At 42.0% G+C, this 20,275-nt stretch carries 13 protein-coding genes; 8 read left to right on the top strand and 5 right to left on the bottom strand.

Features of this window, described 5'->3' with window-relative positions; all coding sequences use genetic code 11:
• Nucleotides 1–76 precede the first annotated feature (76 nt).
• The 3 genes from A0128_RS13855 to A0128_RS13845 all read left to right on the top strand — a co-directional run bounded on the left by A0128_RS13855 (nucleotide 77) and on the right by A0128_RS13845 (nucleotide 4,115).
• Nucleotides 77–601 (top strand): hypothetical protein, encoded by a 525-nt coding sequence (locus tag A0128_RS13855; RefSeq protein WP_069608057.1) that lies wholly within the window; start codon nucleotides 77–79, stop codon nucleotides 599–601.
• Between the two features lie 124 nt (nucleotides 602–725).
• Nucleotides 726–1,928: an MFS transporter gene (locus tag A0128_RS13850; protein ID WP_069608056.1), complete on the top strand. Its 1,203-nt coding sequence runs from the start codon at nucleotides 726–728 to the stop codon at nucleotides 1,926–1,928.
• Nucleotides 1,929–2,039: 111 nt separating this feature from the next.
• On the top strand, nucleotides 2,040–4,115 hold the full coding sequence (locus A0128_RS13845) for an adenylate/guanylate cyclase domain-containing protein (RefSeq protein WP_069608055.1): 2,076 nt from the start codon (nucleotides 2,040–2,042) through the stop codon (nucleotides 4,113–4,115).
• 8 nt (nucleotides 4,116–4,123) lie between these two features.
• Here A0128_RS13845 and A0128_RS13840 read toward each other — a convergent pair whose 3' ends face one another.
• The 5 genes from A0128_RS13840 to A0128_RS13815 all read right to left on the bottom strand — a co-directional run bounded on the left by A0128_RS13840 (nucleotide 4,124) and on the right by A0128_RS13815 (nucleotide 11,668).
• Entirely contained in the window at nucleotides 4,124–5,767 is a 1,644-nt protein-coding gene (locus tag A0128_RS13840; RefSeq protein WP_069608054.1) for an EAL domain-containing protein, read from the bottom strand.
• A gap of 383 nt (nucleotides 5,768–6,150) precedes the next feature.
• Nucleotides 6,151–6,747 (bottom strand): Lcl C-terminal domain-containing protein, encoded by a 597-nt coding sequence (locus A0128_RS13830; protein WP_069608052.1) that lies wholly within the window; start codon nucleotides 6,745–6,747, stop codon nucleotides 6,151–6,153.
• Nucleotides 6,748–6,760: 13 nt separating this feature from the next.
• Nucleotides 6,761–8,944, bottom strand: a complete 2,184-nt coding sequence (locus tag A0128_RS13825) for an Lcl domain-containing protein (protein ID WP_069608051.1) — start codon at nucleotides 8,942–8,944, stop codon at nucleotides 6,761–6,763.
• A gap of 175 nt (nucleotides 8,945–9,119) precedes the next feature.
• Nucleotides 9,120–10,223: a helix-turn-helix domain-containing protein gene (locus A0128_RS13820; RefSeq protein WP_156781845.1), complete on the bottom strand. Its 1,104-nt coding sequence runs from the start codon at nucleotides 10,221–10,223 to the stop codon at nucleotides 9,120–9,122.
• Nucleotides 10,224–10,477: 254 nt separating this feature from the next.
• Nucleotides 10,478–11,668 carry a helix-turn-helix domain-containing protein gene (locus A0128_RS13815; protein WP_083244130.1) on the bottom strand — a complete coding sequence of 397 codons (1,191 nt, stop codon included), beginning with the start codon at nucleotides 11,666–11,668 and terminating at the stop codon, nucleotides 10,478–10,480.
• Between the two features lie 313 nt (nucleotides 11,669–11,981).
• On the opposite strand from A0128_RS13815, the gene A0128_RS13810 reads away from it, so the two are divergent.
• The 5 genes from A0128_RS13810 (at nucleotide 11,982) to A0128_RS13790 (ending at nucleotide 20,253) form a co-directional block, all read left to right on the top strand.
• Nucleotides 11,982–14,288, top strand: a complete 2,307-nt coding sequence (locus tag A0128_RS13810) for a patatin-like phospholipase family protein (protein WP_069608048.1) — start codon at nucleotides 11,982–11,984, stop codon at nucleotides 14,286–14,288.
• 65 nt (nucleotides 14,289–14,353) lie between these two features.
• Nucleotides 14,354–17,032 carry a PAS domain S-box protein gene (locus A0128_RS13805; protein WP_069608047.1) on the top strand — a complete coding sequence of 893 codons (2,679 nt, stop codon included), beginning with the start codon at nucleotides 14,354–14,356 and terminating at the stop codon, nucleotides 17,030–17,032.
• 5 nt (nucleotides 17,033–17,037) lie between these two features.
• On the top strand, nucleotides 17,038–17,496 hold the full coding sequence (locus A0128_RS13800; protein ID WP_069608046.1) for a response regulator: 459 nt from the start codon (nucleotides 17,038–17,040) through the stop codon (nucleotides 17,494–17,496).
• The gene (locus A0128_RS13795; protein ID WP_069608045.1) at nucleotides 17,489–19,027 is read left to right on the top strand and encodes a hybrid sensor histidine kinase/response regulator; all 1,539 of its coding nucleotides are present in this window, start codon (nucleotides 17,489–17,491) and stop codon (nucleotides 19,025–19,027) included. Before A0128_RS13800 ends, A0128_RS13795 begins: the two co-directional genes overlap by 8 nt.
• 11 nt (nucleotides 19,028–19,038) lie before the next feature.
• Complete coding sequence (locus tag A0128_RS13790) at nucleotides 19,039–20,253, top strand: EAL domain-containing response regulator (protein WP_069608044.1); 1,215 nt, start codon at nucleotides 19,039–19,041, stop codon at nucleotides 20,251–20,253.
• The last annotated feature ends 22 nt before the right edge of the window (nucleotides 20,254–20,275 follow it).

Below are 20,275 nucleotides of genomic sequence, written 5' to 3'. Positions count from 1 at the left end.
GTGCATTTCATTCCGTAAAGTTCTTGGTTAGGTGATCTTGGTTGACCACTTTGGATCGTTTACATTGTTCTGAAGTATGAAACTAAAAAGTATCCTTCTTTTCATATTCCTAAACTTTATTCTAATCCAATGCTCCGATCCTAAGAAGGAAGAAGACCTTCTTCCTTTGCTTTTCCTTCTTGGAACTCCTACACCGGTTTCTATCAATGTCGAGGATCCGGATTTTATTCGACCGAATATCAATACCGCAAATATGCGGTTAGGCGGAAATAACGTTTTGCGGAACATCGATCCTTGTCCGAATGGATCGGTAAATTTAGGCAATCCTTTTGATTTACCGACTCTCTATATTATGAATGCTGATCTATCTCTGAATTCCGGAGTTTTATTGCGTGAAAATGGAAGTTTTGTTTTGAACATCGATCTTGACGGTCAAAGTGTATATAGCCCGAGCGCGCCGTGTCCCGTGAATATAATCGAAAATTCGGCGACCGCGTACGATATCCAAGTGAAAGGGTGTGCTCTGAAAAAGAATCCGGTAACGAGTCCTGCCCCGCCGACGAACACGGTATCCTTTCGTGCTCTGTGTTCGAAAGTCTAAGAAATCCCGAATCGAGATAGGACATTTAATTTTATTAAAAATCGTGATGACATTCGAAAATCGATTTCGAGGTTCAGAATATTTTAAATTGCTTACAAACTGTTTGGAAAGAGTCTAACGTGGAATGAATAAGTTTTTGCCGACGATCGTAATCGCTCAATTTTTTTGTACGTCTCTATGGTTCGTCGGAAATTCGATCGTTTCCGAAATTGGGAAAGATCTGGATCTAGAACCTTCTTTTTTTGTACATCTAACGAGTGCGATTCAGCTCGGATTTATTACCGGGACGTTGATCTTTTCCGTATTTACGATTTCAGATCGTTTTTCACCTTCCTATGTTTTTTTCGTAAGTTCTATTCTGGCCGGACTTTTCAACCTTGGGATTGCATTCGGATTTGTATCTCCCGGTCCGTTTCTTTCTTTTCGATTTCTTACTGGATTTTTTTTAGCGGGAATCTATCCGGTCGGAATGAAATTAGCCTCGGATCATACTCGTTCCGGTTTGGGAAAATCGTTGGGTTTTTTGGTCGGGGCCTTGGTTTTGGGAACGGCGCTTCCTCATTTGATACGAGATATGATTTCGAGTTATCCATGGAAGTACGTCGTATATACAACCTCAGTCTTGTCTTTTTTAGGAGGATTCTCCGTCCTTTTATTTGTTCCGAACGGTCCGTATCGAAAGATCGGGCAGAAATTAAATCTTGTCTCGTTTCTTCGCGGATTTAAGAAACCGAATTTTAGATCCGCATCCTTCGGATATTTCGGACATATGTGGGAGCTTTATACGTTTTGGGCGTTTGTCCCTCTGATGCTTACCGACTACAATCAACGTTTTCCGGATAACACGATCAATGTTTCCATCCTCTCTTTTCTTATCATCGGATCGGGCGCTCTCGCCTGTGTTTTGAGCGGCTTTCTTTCAGAGCATTTCGGTTTAAAGTGGACCGCATTTTCAGCCTTGTTTTTATCCTGTACTTGTTGTTTATTTTCGCCGTTTTTGTTATATTCAAATTCGATTCTATTTCTACTTTGCTTTTTATTTTTTTGGGGTTTCGTGGTGATAGCGGATTCTCCTCTGTTTTCCACCTTGGTCGCACAGAATTCTCCGGAAGAGTCGAGAGGCTCATCGCTTACGATCGTTAATTGTATCGGTTTTGGAATTACGATTCTAAGCATTCAGATTATAAATGTGTTATCCGTTTCAATGATTCCTCGTTATCTCTATACGTTGCTTTCAATCGGTCCGATCCTCGGTTTGTTCTTTCTTTGGAAATTAAAAGAAGAAGAATCCGATAAAAAAATTATTTCAAATGATCAGAAGTCATAGGCGCGATCGCAAAACATTTGCAACTTTGTTTCGCAAGTAAGAATCTGTCTTTATCTCGTCTCGAACGAACCAAAATTTTACGGAATTTATAACCAATAGGAAATCGTTTTAATGCTTTTAGTAGGAATCGGTCAGGGAGAAGATATCGATACGTTATCCGCCACTCGCGCGGCGATCGTAAAGAGCAAGTTGAGTCTGGGAGATTATTTCCCGAGCGCCGGGATGGTTTTTGCGGGGCAAGGATTCGATCACGAGTTAATGCTTCAAACCATCAATGGAGAATTTCCCGGAATTCTTCTCGTAGGGTGCACTACCGCAGGTGAACTCACGAGCGATTTGGGTTTCAGCGACGATTCCGTCATTCTTCTTTTATTTTACTCGGATGAAATTCAGTTTTCGATCGGCCAGGGATCCGATCCGGAAGGAAATTCCGAAAATAGCGCCAAATTGGCGTTAGGCGAAGCAAAAAACGGATTGGGGAAAGAGGAAAAACTCTGCATTCTTTTTACGGACAGTTTTACACTTTCCGCAAATTCCATCGTAGAAACGTTGAATAAAAATTTGGCTCAGGGTTGTAAAGTTTTCGGAGGAGTTTCCGCTCGTCCGTTCGGAACGGATCTTCCGATCAAACAATTTTATCGTGACACGGTTCTGACCGATTCTTCCGTGATTCTTCTTTTTGCAGGGCCGGTCGAATACAGTTACAGTCTTTCCAACACGTGGAAACCTATCGGTCGACGAGCGACCGCGACAAGCGTAAAAGGAAAGAACGTATTAAAAATCGATGATATGCGAGCGATCGACTATTACCACTATTATCTTGGCGACTATTCTTTTCCGGCTCCCGAATTTCCTTTGGCAGTGTACGAAAAAAATTCAGAACATTTTTATCTACGGGTTCCGGGAGGTTTTAACGAGGAAGAGGGGAGTGTTCTTTTTGCGGGAGAAATTCCCGAGGGTGCCGAAGTCCAATTAACGGAAGCACTTCGTAATTATATCGTAGACGATCTCAAGGATACTTCCTTAAATTCGAGTAAGTCGAAGAAAAAATTTCAACCAACACTTGCATTCGCTTTTTCCTGCATCATGCGAAAACATCTCCTTGGAACTCGCGTAAAGGAGGAAATTCAAATCCTTGAAAGAAATCTACCGGAGAATATCCCGATTTTCGGTTTTTATACGTTCGGCGAAATCGCTCCTTTGGAGAACGAGGATAGAAGCTTACTTCATAACTGTACTATGGTCACTCTTTTGATCGGAACTTCGACGGAAGCGGAAACGACTCGTAGTCTTCCTTCCGTCAAAGAAAGCGGGATTGCGGTCAGTCTTCTTTCCGATAAGGAATTAAACGAAGAGATCAAAAAAGAAAATCGTTTTTTAAGAATGAAGTTCGATCGAGAACTGGAATACAGGAAAAATCTGGAAAACGTAAAAGATTTTCACGGTTCGATCCTAAAGACGATCAACCAGGAAGTCGAAGCCGCGAGAATCGTAATCCAAAGAAAGAACGAAGAATTAGAAAAACTCTATCAACAGCTGAGTGTTGAAAAGAAAAAATCCGACGATCTACTTTTGAATATTCTACCGTACGAAGTTGCGGAAGAGTTAAAAGAAAGGGGAGTTGTTGAACCAGTGTATTACGAATCCGCTTCGGTTTTATTCACCGATTTTAAGAATTTTACTCTTATCGCGGATAAGATGAAACCTTCGGATTTGGTTCGTGAATTGGATTTTTACTTTTCCGAATTCGACAAGATCATAGAAAAACACGGTGTTGAAAAATTAAAAACGATCGGAGACGCATATATGTGCGCGAGCGGTTTGCCCAAGCGGTCCCCGTCCCACGCCATCGACTTGGTAAACGTCGCTTGGGAAATTCAAGACTTTATGAATCGGTTAAAACGATCGAAAGGAGACGCCGCCTGGGAACTTAGGATCGGTATCAATTCCGGCCCCTTGATGGCAGGAATCGTAGGAAGGAAAAAATTCGCGTATGACGTTTGGGGAGATACGGTCAATCTTGCTTCCAGACTCGAATCCAAAGGAGAACCCGGGAAGATCAACATCTCTCAATTTACTTACGAACTCGTTCGTGATAAATTTCTCTGCGAGTATCGAGGTAAGGTCCCCGCAAAAAATAAGGGTGAGATCGATATGTATTTTGTGATGGATAAAATAAAAAAGTAACTCTTCGCTTAACGTTTCGAACTTTGTAATCGTGGGTTTATGTTCAGTTTGTTTTCGAAGACCTGAGACAAACCCTGAATGTTCATCGGATAGTAGTAGTGATAACCTTGTAAATAATCGGCGCCGGTATCCATCGCGATTTTCTCATATTCCTGGTTTTCAATTCCTTCCAAGATTACTTTTTTATTCATCGTATGTATAATCCCGACGATGGAAGTTAGGATTTTTATTTTGGATGGATCGCGTAACGCGCCGAAGACTAAGTTCTTATCGATTTTAACGATGTCCGATGGTATTTGTTCGAGTCTTGAAAAGTTGGAATGACCTTTTCCAAAATCATCGATTGCGATTTGAAAACCTTCCAGATGAAGAATCTCCGCTTGTTCTCGCAATCTGTCGAGGGCGTAGTTGTCCTCTCCGTCAATCGAAGTCTCGGTGATTTCTACGAGAATCTGATTCGGAGTGATTTCGTATCGTCTTACGAATTCCAAAAGTTTTTCGGTGATTTCTTTTTGATTCAATTGAACCGGAGAAACGTTGATCGTTAACTTACAGTCAGGATCGATTCCTGAGATTTTTTTAAGAATGGAAATCTCGCTGATCGCATTTTTCATCACCCATTCTCCTATCGTAAGGATGAGTCCAGAGGTTTCCGCGATCGGTATAAATATATCGGGACTTATATTTCCGTTAACCGAGTGAACCCATCTCGTAAGAGTTTCCACAAATTCTATCTTCTTGGTTTCCGAATTCAATATCGGTTGATACTTGAGTATCAATTCTTCGTTATAGATGGAATTTTTTAGAGAGGAATAGAGTTGAATCGCCTTTTGTCTTTCGATCTCTTCTTCCTGCTCTCCGAGGATATAATGACTGAAAGGATATTTGGCCGCTTTTTTAAGAGATTCCGTGAGCTTGGATCTTATTTTTTTAAAGGATTCTTTTTGATCCTTCATGAGATAGGCGCCTATCGAAATCTTAAAAAACAATTCCGTTTCATTATGAGAAAGCGGATAATCCATAATCGATATGATCTGTTTTGAAAGAACAGAAAGATTGAATTTTTGATTTTCAACCGGTATTATTACCAAAATTTTATTTTGAGAATATCGTATGATCTTTGTATTTCCGTTTGTGAGCGTAAAAATCTCAGTAGATAGGTCCATAAACACTTGTTCGAAAGATTCGTTCTCCGGTTCGGGAACTCCTTTTGCGGAAACGAATTGAACTTCGATTAAGAAGAATGCGGAACGGGATTTACCTAGGAACGTTTTGAATTCAGCTTTGTGAGTGCTGATCCTTTGTTTGATTGTGATTAACTTTACTTTAGAGTTGGGTACTGCGGGTATCTTTGTAAGCTCGAATGTGATTTCTTCTTTTTTCTGATAGACGAGCGCGTACAAATGATAGGTTTGTTCGCTTTCACTTACGATTTCCATAAAGAGTTCGAAGGTCTTTGCGTTGTTCTGGTTTTGATTTGAAAATTGAGATATCGATTCAACGATATTACAGAGTTTAGCTTTTAGATCGGGAAAGGCTATTAATTCTTCTTGGATGATGGGATCTAATTCGATACATTTTCCGTTAAAGCCGCATCGTATTTTTCCGGAGATGTTAGTCGAAGATTCTCTTTCACTTTTTAAAAAATTCATTCTCTTGGCCCAAGTGTTTTATAGCACACTTAAACGCAGAATTCTCCTTGTTATATAATTTACATCCATTAAACTATCTTTGCTATTTTTGCGAATTGGCTTATGATAATTTAAAACTTTTTCGTTGGAAGGTTCGGAAACTTTCTCTTTTTGAAAATTTGTTTCTTTGCATGAGTTTGAAATTTTTTTGCCCTTCTTTTTTACAATCATTCCGTTTTTATAGAAAGTTTGTTTTGGGCTTTCATGTCGTATTAGCAATTTGGAAGTAAGATGTGCGAACCATTTCATTGTAACGGTTACGTAAAAAAAAGAAGCCCGTGAAAGAGGGGGACAATGTCACGGGCTTCGAAGAGGTATTTAAGGATGGCTAAACCCCTGAGAACTCAAGGCCCGCTTATACAACGGACGTACGCGCTCGTGGAGTTCGTTTTCGGGAACTCGATTATGCCGCCCATTCTGAAATCAACGACGTATGCCATCGCCCTATACTTTGTATTCTTTGCGATTCGATAGGCGTTATCGTTGTTCGAAGTGGCGATATAGGCTACAGGATCGTTATCGGTGGCGGTATTGGGGCTGGTTCCGCTCGAAACCCCTGAGGTCGAAGTCCAGTAATAGTTTCCGGAAGTATTCGGAAATAGAGTGGTATTGATGATCGGAAAGGAAGTCTTTCCGTAATCCAAAATACTTGAAAGTTCCTTAACGTTCGGGAGACGCCAGGTCCGTCCGGTTAAGTTAAGCGAATTGCAATAGTTTAAAGCCGTATTCCAATCCGAGGTTGTCGCCGCAGGCGAACTGCAAACGGTGATTCCTTGTCCCATAGAACATTTCTGCCAGACGAGTCCGTCACCCGCCGAGATCGTTCCGTCTAGGTTATCCGAAAACGGACCTCCATACGGATACATGGGAAATAAAAATCCGAATAAAATACAAATGCCGGTAAAAGCAGGAAGGAAAATACGTTTGTGTTTTAATTGCATCTCTAACTCCTAATTAATCCGCAATACAGAGAGAAGTAAAATTGTAAGAAGGCCAATTCCAGGAAGTGTCCTTTAATTTATTGTTGGGTTGAGTGACTCCCCCAAACACTGAGACCGACCATGCGCCCCAGGATTGTAAGGAAGAAATCGCCGCATAGTTGATCGGGCCGTTGGATAAAGGATCGATTGCAGGTGAAAGCGAAGCACGATTGGAAGCGCTGATCGTGATCGCGTTTGTGCTCGTCCAATATCTTTGGTAATTGTTCCGGAGAACTCCGGGAAAGTATGTTTCAGGAATGACCTCGTTGCCTATACTTCCTTCGTATTCAAGAATTGTGTAATATTCTGCTAAGGTGGGAACCCTCCAACTTTTCTTGCCTGCATAACCGTTGCCCGAGTTTCTCATATTCAATTTGGAACAGTCCTCTATGGAACGATTGAACGTTTTATATGGATTTCCAAGATCCGTTACGCAGGTTGTGCCGTCCCAGATTTGATCGACCGCGCAGGTCTTTACACAGGTTGTACCATTCCATTCGTAATCATAGAGGCAGGTTTTCCAATACCTAAGATTTTTTGTATCAACGGTAACGAAGTCGTTTGGAAAGCCGGTTAAGAATCCCGGAGCGAGCAAGCCGGAAGTTAGCACGTTTGATTCTCCATCCTGGCCGGTTCCGGCGCAAGCGATGGTGATTCCGTTTACATCGGTGCAAAGGGTTTGTCTCGTATCCGAGGTCAAAAGATTTCGAGTATCGTTGATCGTTCCATAATTGAGGGAGATATTTCCGGAAACTACGGAAACGGTGGGACTGGAAACTACGACATTCCCCGCGATGTCTTTAAAAGAAAGACTGTTGTAGAGGAGATAGAACTTATGCCATTCCGGTAGGTTACTCCGAATATCTAAAGTATAGGTTCTCTTATCCGCGCTCCAGGATCCTATAGCACCGGGCCATTTGATTTCCGGATCTCCACCCGTGGTCTGATCTCTGTGCTGAGGATTGGGGGTCGAAGACGTATCCATATCTTCGTTGAAGGTAAGGCTAAAGATTCTTTGTGTGACGCTTAACGCGTAGGCCGTCGAGTTCGGCGTTAGAACCGGAGATACCGCGATGACCTGAGGGGCCACGTCGTCCCTTGTGATCGCAGTCGAACTCGTTCCCAAGTTAGAACCCGCCGTTGTCAAACAAACCCTAAGAGTATTGGCTCCCGCGACGAGGTCCGTGCCTGAGACGACGTAATCGACGTTCGTATTTGCCGTCGCGGATCCGGTGCTCAGAGAAGTTCCGGTGGAACAATCGCTTCCTCCGACTCGAATCGAATAATTTCCGGCGATGTCCGATTTCCAACGTAGAGTGGAGTTGTCCGAATTCTTGATGATACTTTTACTCAGAGAAACGATCGTGATCGTAGGATTTCCAAAAGCGACGACGTAGGAAGCGCTGTTAGTCGAACCTACGTTACCCGCTCTATCTACGGCGAGAGCGCTGAAGTTCGTGGTAGTGTTGTTTGAGAGAGTGATCGCGGAGGAAAAGAGCGAGCTTCCCGAGCCAGCGGTTCCGGTATTGGAAATCGAAGCGCTGGTTCCGTCGGTTCGATATGCAGTCTTATAACATCCGGAGTTTCCCGTATCCGTACAAGAAATGGATACACTCGGCGCGGAGGAACCGTAAGTTCCCGCCGACGGAGTAAAGGTTACCGTAGGAGCTGAGTCGTCTCTCGTAGCCGTTAGAGAATAAGAATCCCAGAGCGTCGAGCCGACTGCGTCGAAAAGACAAATCCGAACCGAGTTGTTTCCCGGATTCAGAGCGACCACCCCTGCCGTCGCGTGGATCCGCGAAGTTGTGGAAGTCGAAGCTGAAACGGAACCGGAGCTATCCAAGTTTCCATCCGAACAGTTGGTGGAACCGTATCGAATCTGATACGAACCTCTCATAGAACTGCTCCACTGAACGTCAACATATTCGATGGCTCCGGTCTGACCGCTAACGTAGATCGGATTGGAAGAGGAATACGTAAGACTTCCCTTCAACGGAGGAGCTAAGGTGATCCCCGATGGAAAAAAGAAAATGGACTGATTTTGTTTTCCCTTCTCCGTCAGACAGTTTGAAAAACCGAAGAGAAGAATCAATGGAAGAAATCCGATCTTCCAAAAAAATAGAATGAAAAAATGAAACGGCAGATTTTGTTCCTTCATAACTCCCACCAACAACAAATATAAGGATATTCTGAAGATAACAGCGATCGAATAAAAGATCTCTCAATTCTATAAAACGCCTCTCGTTATAAATTATTCCATGCAAAAAAACAGAGAATGATTCTACGGGTTTTGTTTTTATTCGGAGCGATAAGAATCGAAGAGAATTTTTACTTTAAGAATTTTTCTTTTTAAAATGGGAAGGAGTCATGCCGACTTCTTTTTTAAATGCGGTGTTAAAGACGGAGAGAGAATTGAATCCGCAGTCGAAAGCAATCTTAATCACCGAACTTCCTTTCTCGGTGAGAAGACGATTTTTTGCCTCTTCGATTCTAAATTGATTGATGTATGTAAAAAAACTCTTATTGAGATTGTTGTTTAAAAATTCAGAGAGTTGATGCGATTTGATATTCAACTTTTTTGCGAGCTGGTTTAAAGTGATGCCGACTTCGAGATATGCCTTATCTTGGTACATCAGTTTTTCGAGACGAACCGTTAAGTCGTTCGGATCGATGTTTTGAAGTGTACTTTTTCGATAGCTCATCTTTTGGAAGGTTTCCGAAACGATATTGAACGTAATCGGATAGACCTGGCTGATCACAAACGCATAGAGAACGGTAAGAGTGAGAACGCTCAGACCTAAAAAATAGAGCTGGGCAAAGATTGAATTTAGGAAGAATAAGAATCGAAAGTCTATAAGAAGATTGGTGACAACTCCGGCGAGCCCGACGCTCAAGATCGAGATGATATGTTTCGACCAAGGATATTCGGAGATACTACCTTTGAACAATTGAACAAACTTCACAAGAATCACCAACATATAAGCGAGGGTGATTAAGGTCGAGACTCCGTAGATGAGATCGTATCTGCTTTCGAATTTCTCATTCAAATCATTCAAAGGACGGTTTGTCGAAATGAGACAGACCGTATCGATCGTATAACCGATCAAAAATAAAACCGCGGGGATATAATGCGGAAGTAAAAGACGCAGGTTTACTTTTTCATTTAAAAGCAAAAGATTAAAATAGATAAATAGGGAAGGCCCGATCAAAAAGATAAAAAAGATTTCGAAGGAGAAAAAATGAGAAAAGGAAAGTCCCAACCCGTTTAATAAAACCAAACCTTTGATCAAAAAAAATCCCATCGAGACAAAGATCAAAAATAGAATGAAGTTTTTTAGACTGTTTCCTTTTAATATCTGAATCAACGCGAATACGAGCGAGAGAACTCCGCCAAAGCCGACATACTGATTGAATATATAACCTAAAATCTCGTTCATTTTGAATTTAGAAAGTCGGGGATTCGTTTTATTCTTTTTTCGACTCGAAAAAATAAATCTTTTATACAAAAACTTCGGGTTCTTGTTTCTAAAAGAACGGAATGATCCGGATCGATTTCAAGCTTTGAAATAAAAGATATTTACGAAATTCTCCCGAAAAAACGTTTCGGAGTCATTTTCGAAATTGGGACGGAGTTCCAAAAGGTCTCCGTTCGAAAGTAGAACAAATCGAAACCCATCTTTTTAATAAGACATTAGCAAACTATGGTCGAATTCTCGGATACGGAGTCCGTCGGATGTATCGACAGATCCGTCTCTATTTCCATCTCGACTTGTGAGTTCGCCCGGTATTTGCTCGGACTCATCTTTACGATATTCAAAAACGCTCTTTGAAACGTGGAAACCGAATTGAATCCGACCGCCATTCCTATGGAAATCACGGATCTGGACGGTTCTTCTTTGAGTAATTTCATAGCCTCTTTGACTCGATATATATTCACAAGCGTGTTGAAGTTTGTTTGGAGATGACAATTGATAAAGGCAGACAACTGATGAGTGGATAACCCCATCTCTTCCGCAACCGAGGGAAGTCTGAGATCCTCGTCTAAAAAAATCTTTTCGGTTTCCAGGAGATCGTAGAGTTTCTCTTTCATTTTATCGGTATCCATATTCGTAATATAGTAATTGCTTGCGGGTTCAATCGAGACCGGTTTTGAAACGATCTGTGTTACGGTCCGATTTCCGGATTCTTCTTTTTTAAAAGGGAATTGGATAAAATTGCTGAACAGAAAGATGGGAGAGACGATATAAAAAATCCCTCCGATCTTCATTACGGGTTCTTGGTAGTGTCCCGGGAAAAACAAATTTATCTTTTCGATGAGCATCAATACGATAAGAAAATAGATCAACCGAAGACCTTTTTTTACGTAGAAACTTTTGATAAAGAATTGAACGTAGAGACAATAGAAGACAAGAATCAGGATCGAAATTTCACTGACTGAAACAAAAAGATTGGGAAGAGAATGACTTTTCGGTTGGTTCCACAATGAGACGATCAGGATGCTCGAAAGAAGCGCGATCGATCCGATGGTAAAGAGCTCCTTAACAAAGGAACTTTGGTTCCGATTTGCAGTTCTGTCTTTTTCTCCCGGCTCAAAGGATTCTTTACAAACCGTGTAGATGATGATCGTTCCGGCGATTGTAAAGAATGAATACAAAAAATCGCCTACAAAACGTAGAATCTTATCCGAGAAATAATTCTGAGTGGAGAATATGAGCAGGTTCAAGCCGATCAAGATAAGAATCAAAGCCTGCTTTTTATGAAAGGGTCTCCTCCTTTTGATAAAATAAACCGAACCGAATGCGATATACTGAATCGAACACGCGAAATAAAGATCGTAAGACATGAGCAACCTACTGGAAGTGTTGTTTTTAGATCCTTTCATTTTAGTTCACTTTGAGGGTTCAAACCATTGAGTTTATAAACTCGAAAACTATTTTATAGAAATAGAGTTAAAAATAAGTGGATTTCTCGGAGAGTTCAAACAAGCTCGATAGACTCACGTTATCAAAATCCATCGGCAACGGTCCTGTTTTTGACATGTTTAAAGATATCAAATTTTCGCTCCGTTTCTATTCGCGCATAACGTTGATTTTGTTTTTGCAAAGGCTGATGGATTCGAGTCTTCCTATGACTCCTTGAGGGATTGGTGATGATTTTTTATCCATGGAATTCAAATTTTAAAATGAAGGTAGTCGGTGGCTCGATCTAGTAGTAACTCTCCCGAATCCAAAAAAAAACTTCTCAAAGTATTCAGGGGATTTCGCGCGAAAACCTCTTCTAATTTTCCCGTTTCGAAGGGCGCTCAAGAGGAAGAATCGATCGGAAAACGTCTTCGATCGATCCAATGGAACGACGAAACTGCCTCGCTTGGAATTGTCCCAGAAGGTTCGCTCTGTCTGGTTCTAAACGGGAAGTTGGAGGAAACGCTTTTAAACACGGAAGAACGCAGTTTGATTCTTCGAGATTTATTTCCCGGAGATTACTTTCTATTTCAACCGGATAAGGTTCTCTACTCGGGTATATCAGAAATTCTTTATATAGAACCGGACGATCTTTTAAGAATCGAAGCCAAACTCGCGCACTGGAAAAAGTGGATCGCCGATCTCAAGAGGGAAAACCATCTTTTTCATTTATCCAAACTCAGACCTTCCCGAAAAGAACTTTTGGATTTTTTATCTTCAGTCGAATTATTGTTTCATCTTGATAAAGCGACATTATCGAATTTGGAATCCAGGATGGAATGGCTCGTAATACCCGGAGGGGAGATTCTACTCAAACAAGGAGACGTGGGCGATTCCATGTACATTCTTGTTTCGGGTAGACTTTCGTGGACCGTCCATTCTAAAAATCGAGAGGTTCTCGCGGAAGGAGAACTCGGTAAAGGAGATATCCTCGGAGAGATGTCTCTTTTGAGCGGGGACAAAAGATCCGCGACGGTGACATCCTCGAGGACGAGTCAAGTGGTAAGAATTTCGAGAGAAGACTTTCGTAAAAGTTTTGCAAATTCTCCGGATGCCCTTTTTCAAATTACGGGAACGATCGCACACCGTCTAGGAGAGGAACGACACAAAGCGTTTCAAAAAGCAAATTCGGTTCGAACCGTTTCCGTGTTTCCTCTCGGCGCCGATAAGGAATCCACTGAAAATTTTTATAGATCTCTTCAGAACGGACTCAAATCTTTTGGAAACACTCTTCTTGTGGATACACAAACCTTTCACAAATATAGAAGTAAGTCTTCCTCAAAGGTTGCAAAGGATTCGCAGACGTATCGAATTTCCGATTTGGTCCACTGGTTTTACGAACTGGAAAAGCATTATGAAAAACTAATATTTAAAACGGAATTGCATCATCCGGGTTGGAGAGAAACCTGTTTTCGCCAATCGGATCGGATTCTTATCCTGATCGATCCGGATCGAAGTCCGAGTTTGGACTTTTCAACCGCTCAGAGTCTATTACCCGGAGAAATTCAGAAAGAGATCGTATTCTTAATCGATTCTAAGTTTGAAAATTGGAAAAGAATCGAATCGATCTTACAGGAATTTTCTGGAATTTCACATTGTATCATTCGAAGAGACGTGCCCGCCGATTTCGGAAGGCTTTCTCGAAAACTCACTGGGAATAGTATCGGGGTCGCTCTTGCCGGAGGAGGCGCTAAAGGTTTTGCTCATCTTGGCCTTCTCAAATGTTTTGAAGAGAACGACATTCCGGTGGATATGATTTCCGGTACGAGTGCGGGATCGATTATGGGCGGACTCTTTGCGATGGGTCTTAGTTCCTCGGATATTCTTCCTCTCATCCGAGATTTTTGGTTGGATAGAAATATTCTAGGAGACTTTACGTTTCCATTCGTTTCTCTCGTCAGAGGAAAACGTTATTCGCATGCGATCCATGAATTTTTTAAAGATCGAAATATCGAGACACTTCCGATTCCGTTCTACGCGATCGCTTGTAATCTAACGAGAGCGGAACGAAAAGTTTTTGACAGAGGATCGCTCTGGAAGGCCGTTCGATCGAGCACTTCTATTCCCGGAATCTTTCCTCCCTTTTCTGAAAACGGAGAACTGTTTGTAGACGGAGGTTTGCTCGACAATCTTCCAGGTTCCATCTTGAAGGAGAAAGGCGCGGGTATTTTGATTTCGGTCGACCTCGGCGGAGGAGGGCAGATCGATAAGGACCTGGTCTATCGGGATCTCTTAAGTCCGCAGTATTTGGGAGAAGCTCCTTCTTTTCTAAAAATTTTCTTTCACCATCTTACGAGGCGAAGTTTGAAGAGCAAGTATCCCGGGCTCGGCGAGATTATGATGCGTTCTCTGATGCTTTCGAGTAAAAATACTCTCAATCGAACGAGAGACAATTCGGATCTCTACATTGAACTTCCCGTGGGAGGTTACTCCACTTTTGATTGGGACCAATTTCAAAAGTTATACGATATCGGCTACGAGACGGGAAAAAAGAAGGTTCATCTCTGGAAAAGCGAAATTAAGAAAAAACTAAATTCTTAATTAGCGTTTTTTAATTGAAATGTCCACAGTAAAGAAGTTAGAATTGTCCTTCTTTAGAAGCCGACATGCAACCTTCTCCTATCAAAACCCTGGAAGAATTTTCAAACGAGATTCCTTCCTTCCACGAACAAAACTGTATTATCGAGGATCGTTCGAGCGGAAGGGTTTTGTTTTCTCGAGAATGTCTTAGATTCTGGGAATTTAACCGATACGATGCGATTCCCGATAACTTCGCTTCCTTTTTATTTCATCTGCACGGAACGATTCGTAATTACGCCGAGTTTACGGATAACGTTCTCACTAAAAATATTCAAGAATCAGAATATTTTGAAACATTAATATCTGGAGAATGGATTCTTCGGCTTTTTTGGAAGGATTTGTTTAGGGAAGGGGACTATCGTTATAGACTCTATACGTTCGAAACTTTGGCGAAGGAAGGCGAGATCGAAAAGACCGAACAAGACAAGGGGGTTGAGAGCATCTTTTATAAACTTCCTCAGCCCGCTTTTTTATTCGATCCTTCCACTCTAAAATTTTTTTCCGTAAACGACGCCGCGATTTATCTCTACGGTTATTCTAGAAAAGAATTCGAATCCCTGAATCTTCTCGATATCCGTCCGGAAGAGGATCGAACCGATATCGAATCGGTAAGCAAAAATTTTGCACAGGAAAACGGGATTCAATCCCGCGGAATCTGGAGGCACTGGAGAAAGGATAAAAAAATTCTTTATATGAAAATCTCCGCGAATCGAATTTCCTACGGAGATTCCGATGCGGTGCTCGCGATTCTTTCCAACGTTTCCGACGCGGTGGAAACCAACTATGCCCTCAAACAAAACCGGGCCGAAAAACAATCGATCATAGAAAGTATGTCCGATCGTTATTTCTCTCTTTCCAGAGATTGGAGATTTATCTCCGCGAACAAACACTCGTTTGTCACGTTAGGAAAAACAAGGGAAGAATTGATCGGAAAGTATATTTGGGATTTATATCCGGACGTTTCCGCTCAGTTTTTTCGAGAGAAATACGAGCTCGCGGTCTATTCTCGAAAGCCGGTCTTTTTCGAATTCAAAGACGAACTCACGGGCAACGTCGTAGAATTTAGGGTATATCCTTTCGAGGAAGGTCTTTCCGTTTTTTTTCAAGACATCACCGAAAAACGAAGAAGAGAAACTGAGCAGAATGTTCTTAAAGAAATTTCCTTGAGAATTCCGAAGGCATCTACGGTAAAAGAATCCTTTGAAATTCTTTTCGAAGTAATATGCAGAGAAACACCTTGGAAATTCGCACAGACTTGGAAATACCAAGGAGGAGAACTGATCTTAGAAGAAAACGCTTCTTGGCATTCTTCCGATGCCACATTCTTACGATATAGAATTCTTTCCTTTGATACGAGGTTTAAACCGGGAGAAGCCTTGATCGGAAAGGTGTATTCGACCGATAAGATCTTTTTTTCGGAAGACATTCAAAAAGAATCCGACTTTAAAAGGACAAAACAGGCGGTTCAATCGGGAATCCGATCTTGGATCGCGGTGCCGCTTAAGACCGGTCACGAAAGTTACGTTTTGGAATTCTGTACTCATATTGAAATCGATTCAGGAGATTCTTATATTCAAATGTTTGAATTGATTTCCGATCAGGTCGAAGTTTTGTTTCGAAATAAGGAAGCCGAAGAAGAGAAGGATCAATTTTTCAAACTTTCCGGCGATATGTTTCAGATTTCCACACTCGAGGGAAAAGTGATCGAACGAAACCAAGCCTGGACGGACGTTCTCGGTTATACTCCGGAAGAATTTACTTCTACGGATTTGTCAGAACTCGTATTTCCTGACGACCGGGAAAAGATGCTGAAGATCCGAGAAGAATTTCGTAAAAATAAACAGAACATTTCCGAATCGGTTCGATACGTTACAAAAGAGGGTCAGGTAAAGAGTATTCTTTGGAAGGTCACCTTCTCAAAGGAACACGGACTTATATACACAACGGGAAAAGACATTACGGAAATACAGAGGACTCAGGTTCAACTCGAAACTCTTACAAAGGAGTTGAAACGTTCCAACGCGGATCTGGAAGACTTTGCGTTTATCGCCTCTCACGATCTCCAGGAACCGCTTCGTAAAATCATGGCTTTCGGGGATCGTTTGTTGAAGAAGAATTCAAACTTAGATCCTGAGTCCGTGGATTATCTTCAGAGAATGGCTTCTTCCGCGCACAGACTTTCCAATCTGATTGAAGGTCTTCTTTCTTATTCCAGAATCAAGAGCAAGGCCAAACCTTTTCAATATACGGATTTGACAAAGATCCTCAAGGATTCCGTAGGAGATTTGGAAATTTATATCAAAGAAAAAAATGCGAAGGTGATCGAGTCAAACGTAGGCTTTGCGTGGTGCGATCCCGCTCAGATCGGAATGGTGTTTCAAAACTTGATCAAAAACGGCTTGAAGTTCAATAAGAGCAAAATCCCGGAAGTGATCATTCAGTGTGTTCCCCATCCCATGGAGCGGAATTGGATTCAAATTACTTTTTTTGATAACGGAATCGGTTTTGACAAAAAACACGAAGAGAAGATCTTTACGCTCTTTCAGAGGCTTCACGGTCGCGAAGATTTTGAAGGTAATGGGATCGGACTCGCGGTTTGTAAGAAGATTATAGAACTTCACGGGGGAAGGATTCACGCTCAGAGTAAACTCGGAGAAGGTTCCACTTTTTATGTGGATCTTCCCGGCGTTCTGAATACGGAATAGATCGTATGAAATCGGAAACAAAAAAACATAGTTCCATTCACATCCTTGTCGCGGAAGACGATCCCGATGATCGGCTTCTTATGACCGATGGATTTCGCGAAAACAATCTGATCAACCCGCTTCACTTCGTAAAAGACGGAGAAGAGCTTTTCGATTTTTTAAAGAACGAAGGAGAATATTCTGATATTCGAAAGTATCCCCGTCCCGGGTTTATTCTTCTCGATCTCAATATGCCGAAAATGGACGGAAGGGAAGTTCTAAAAACGATCAAATCGAATCCCAAATTTAAAAAAATTCCAGTGATCGTTCTTACTACTTCCAGAGAGGAAGAAGATATGTTGGAGACATACGATCTCGGAGCGAATTCGTTTATACGAAAGCCTGTGGACTTCGGAGCATTTATGGAAACGATTCGGACCCTCGGAGAATACTGGTTGGAGATCGTGGAGCTTCCCAATGCCTGATCGGATTCCGGACGAGGTTGCGATCTTTCTGGTCGATGACGACGAGGAAGACGCGATTCTATTTAAAGAATATCTAAACGATATTCCGTTTCCAAAATACGTAGTCACTCATTACAAGGACGGTGAGAGCGCGCTTACGGCTCTTCGGTCCGGTGTTCCTTCTAAAAATCAAATCTATGTGCTCGATCAGTTTTTGGGATCTCAGAATGGAATCGATTTGTTAAGCGACATTCGTTCCCTGGTCGGTCCGGTCCCGGCGATTTTGGTTTCCGGACTTTCCAGAGACGAAATCGAAACCCTCGCAATGGAATCCGGGTTTGCAGGTTTCCTAGAAAAAAGAAATTTTTCGGCACGCGCTCTTTCCAAAGAGTTTTTAAACGTTCAGATTCTAAATCAAACACAAACATCATCTCCGATCAAAAGATTTTCGGAAGAAGCCGCTCGCGCTTTGAGAATGGAGACGATCGCACAGTTCGGCGGCGGAATCGCGCACGATTTTAATAATATTCTTAATATCATCATCGCCAATTTGGATCTTTTGGAAATGCAATGTAAGGAACAACCGGAGATCATCAACCGAATTCGGTCCGCACAAAACGCGGTGATGAGGGCCGCAGAAGTAAATAAGAAACTTCTAAACTTTTCAAGAAAACAATCTCTTCACCAAGAACCTACCGATCCTAATGTGCTGATTCTGGATTCTTTAAAAAATTCCCAGGAAATTTTTCCGGAGAACGTTCGAGTCACGTTTGATCCCGAAGGTTTCGGGGACCGTTGTTTACTCGATCGTCTGGAATTTACGAATTGTCTTGGACAACTTTTGCAAAATGCGATGGAAGCATTAGAAACTACGGGTGGAGAAATTTTAGTGGAAACGGTGAGGATTGTTTCCAATTTTCAAAAAGGGATTCCGGGACTCGAAGATGGAAATTATTTTCTATTGAAGATTACCGATACGGGAGTCGGGATCCAACCCGAAGATCAAGAAAAGATCTTTGAACCTTTTTACTCGACCAAGCCGAAAGGAAAGAATTCCGGATTGGGGCTTTCTATGGTTTACGGTTTTGTAAAACGAAGTAAGGGACACATTTTTTTTCAATCCAATCCGGGAATGGGAACCGAATTCTATCTCTACTTTCCCATCGTTGAATTAAAGCCGGAACCCCCGTTGTCTGAAAATTCCAAAAAACCAACTCGAGAAATTTTTTATTTCTATACGGAAGGTCCGTTTGCCGATTGGATTTCGTATTATCTAAGAAGTCTGGGTTATGCGGTCCATAAGGTTTCCGATCTTAAAGACTTAGGTTTGGATCCTCGTATCTTAGAAAAAGAATCTTGTTTGATTTCTGAAACCTGGCAGAATCGTTTCCTGGAATGGAAGGAGTTTGCCATAAGAGCCGCGAGGAGCAATTCTATGATAGAAATTTATTATTTTTCAACCTCCGAAATTTCGGAGGTCTTTCAAAAATCTTTTGCATTCCACTGGCCGATCTCTCGAAAATCTCTTGAGAATCATTTCGCCAAATTGTAAATTAGGCATTCATGAATCAGCTCGCACAACCCCATCTCCTGATTCTCGACGATGAAGAAGAAATCGCAGGAATCCTCGGCGATTTAGCGAAACAATGCGGCTTCGAAGTCACGATCACACACGAGGCCGGTCATTTTTTTGAAAAGTTAAATGAAGATACTCAGTATATCATTTTAGATCTGATGATTCCGGGAGTCGACGGGGTCGACGTTTTGCGGATGCTCTCCGGAAAAAAATTGGCGGTCTCCGTGATTCTTATTAGCGGCGCGGATAGAAGGGTTTTACAAAGCGCGGAAGCCCTTGCGATTCAATACGGTCTAAAAATTTCGGGTGTTTTAGAAAAGCCGATTCGTATTCAAGAATATCAAAGAGTTCTAACGGGATTGATCTCGGATAAGAAGAATGAAACTGCGACTCTTTCGTTTACGGGTAAAAGAGCCGCGACCGAACCTTCCTCCGCCATTTCTCCCGAAGAAATCGAAGAGGGGATTCGGGAAGAACAGTTTATTCTTTTTTATCAACCGAAGATTAACTTTAAAACGGGCGCGATCGCCGGTTTTGAATCCTTGGTTCGTTGGTATCATCCGGTTCGAGGTTTGATCTTTCCGGATTCTTTTATTCCCACTTTAGAATCCTATCCAAGCCTGATGGATGCGATGACTGAGAAGTTGATTCTCCAAGCATTGGGTCAGTGTTCGATTTGGAATCGTGACTTCCCGGGAATCGCGGTCGCCGTGAATATCTCTCCTGTAAGTTTGAACAAATTGATCCTGCCGGAAACAATCTCCAAAATGATCGAAAGTTTCGGTTTGAAAAACAATCAGCTCATCGTGGAAGTTACGGAAACTCAACTCTTGGAAAACATAACGTCCACGCTCGATATTCTTACAAGAATTAGAATTCGGGGGATCGGCCTTTCGGTGGACGACTTTGGGATCGGCTATTCTTCCTTGAAACAAATTCATCGTTATCCTTTTACGGAACTCAAGATCGATCGTTCTTTTGTAAGCGTTGCTCCCTACGATAAGGAAGCTCTCTTTATCTGTCAGGCTGCGATTGATCTCGGACACAAACTCGGAATGACCGTGGTCGCGGAAGGAATCGAAACCGCCGAAGTCGGAGAGTTGATGAAGAAGGAAGGTTGTGATAAAGGGCAGGGTTATTTTTACAGCAAGCCTATGCCTCCCGATGCGGCTCTTCAGTATCTCGCGGCTTTCAAATCCTAATACGTTTTCTAGTTTACTCTAG

Source organism: Leptospira tipperaryensis, assembly GCF_001729245.1.
In the GTDB taxonomy this organism is placed as follows: Bacteria; Spirochaetota; Leptospiria; order Leptospirales; family Leptospiraceae; genus Leptospira; species Leptospira tipperaryensis.
The sequence above is the reverse complement of the archived record's forward strand: the minus strand, read 5'-3'. Positions and strand labels throughout refer to the sequence as shown.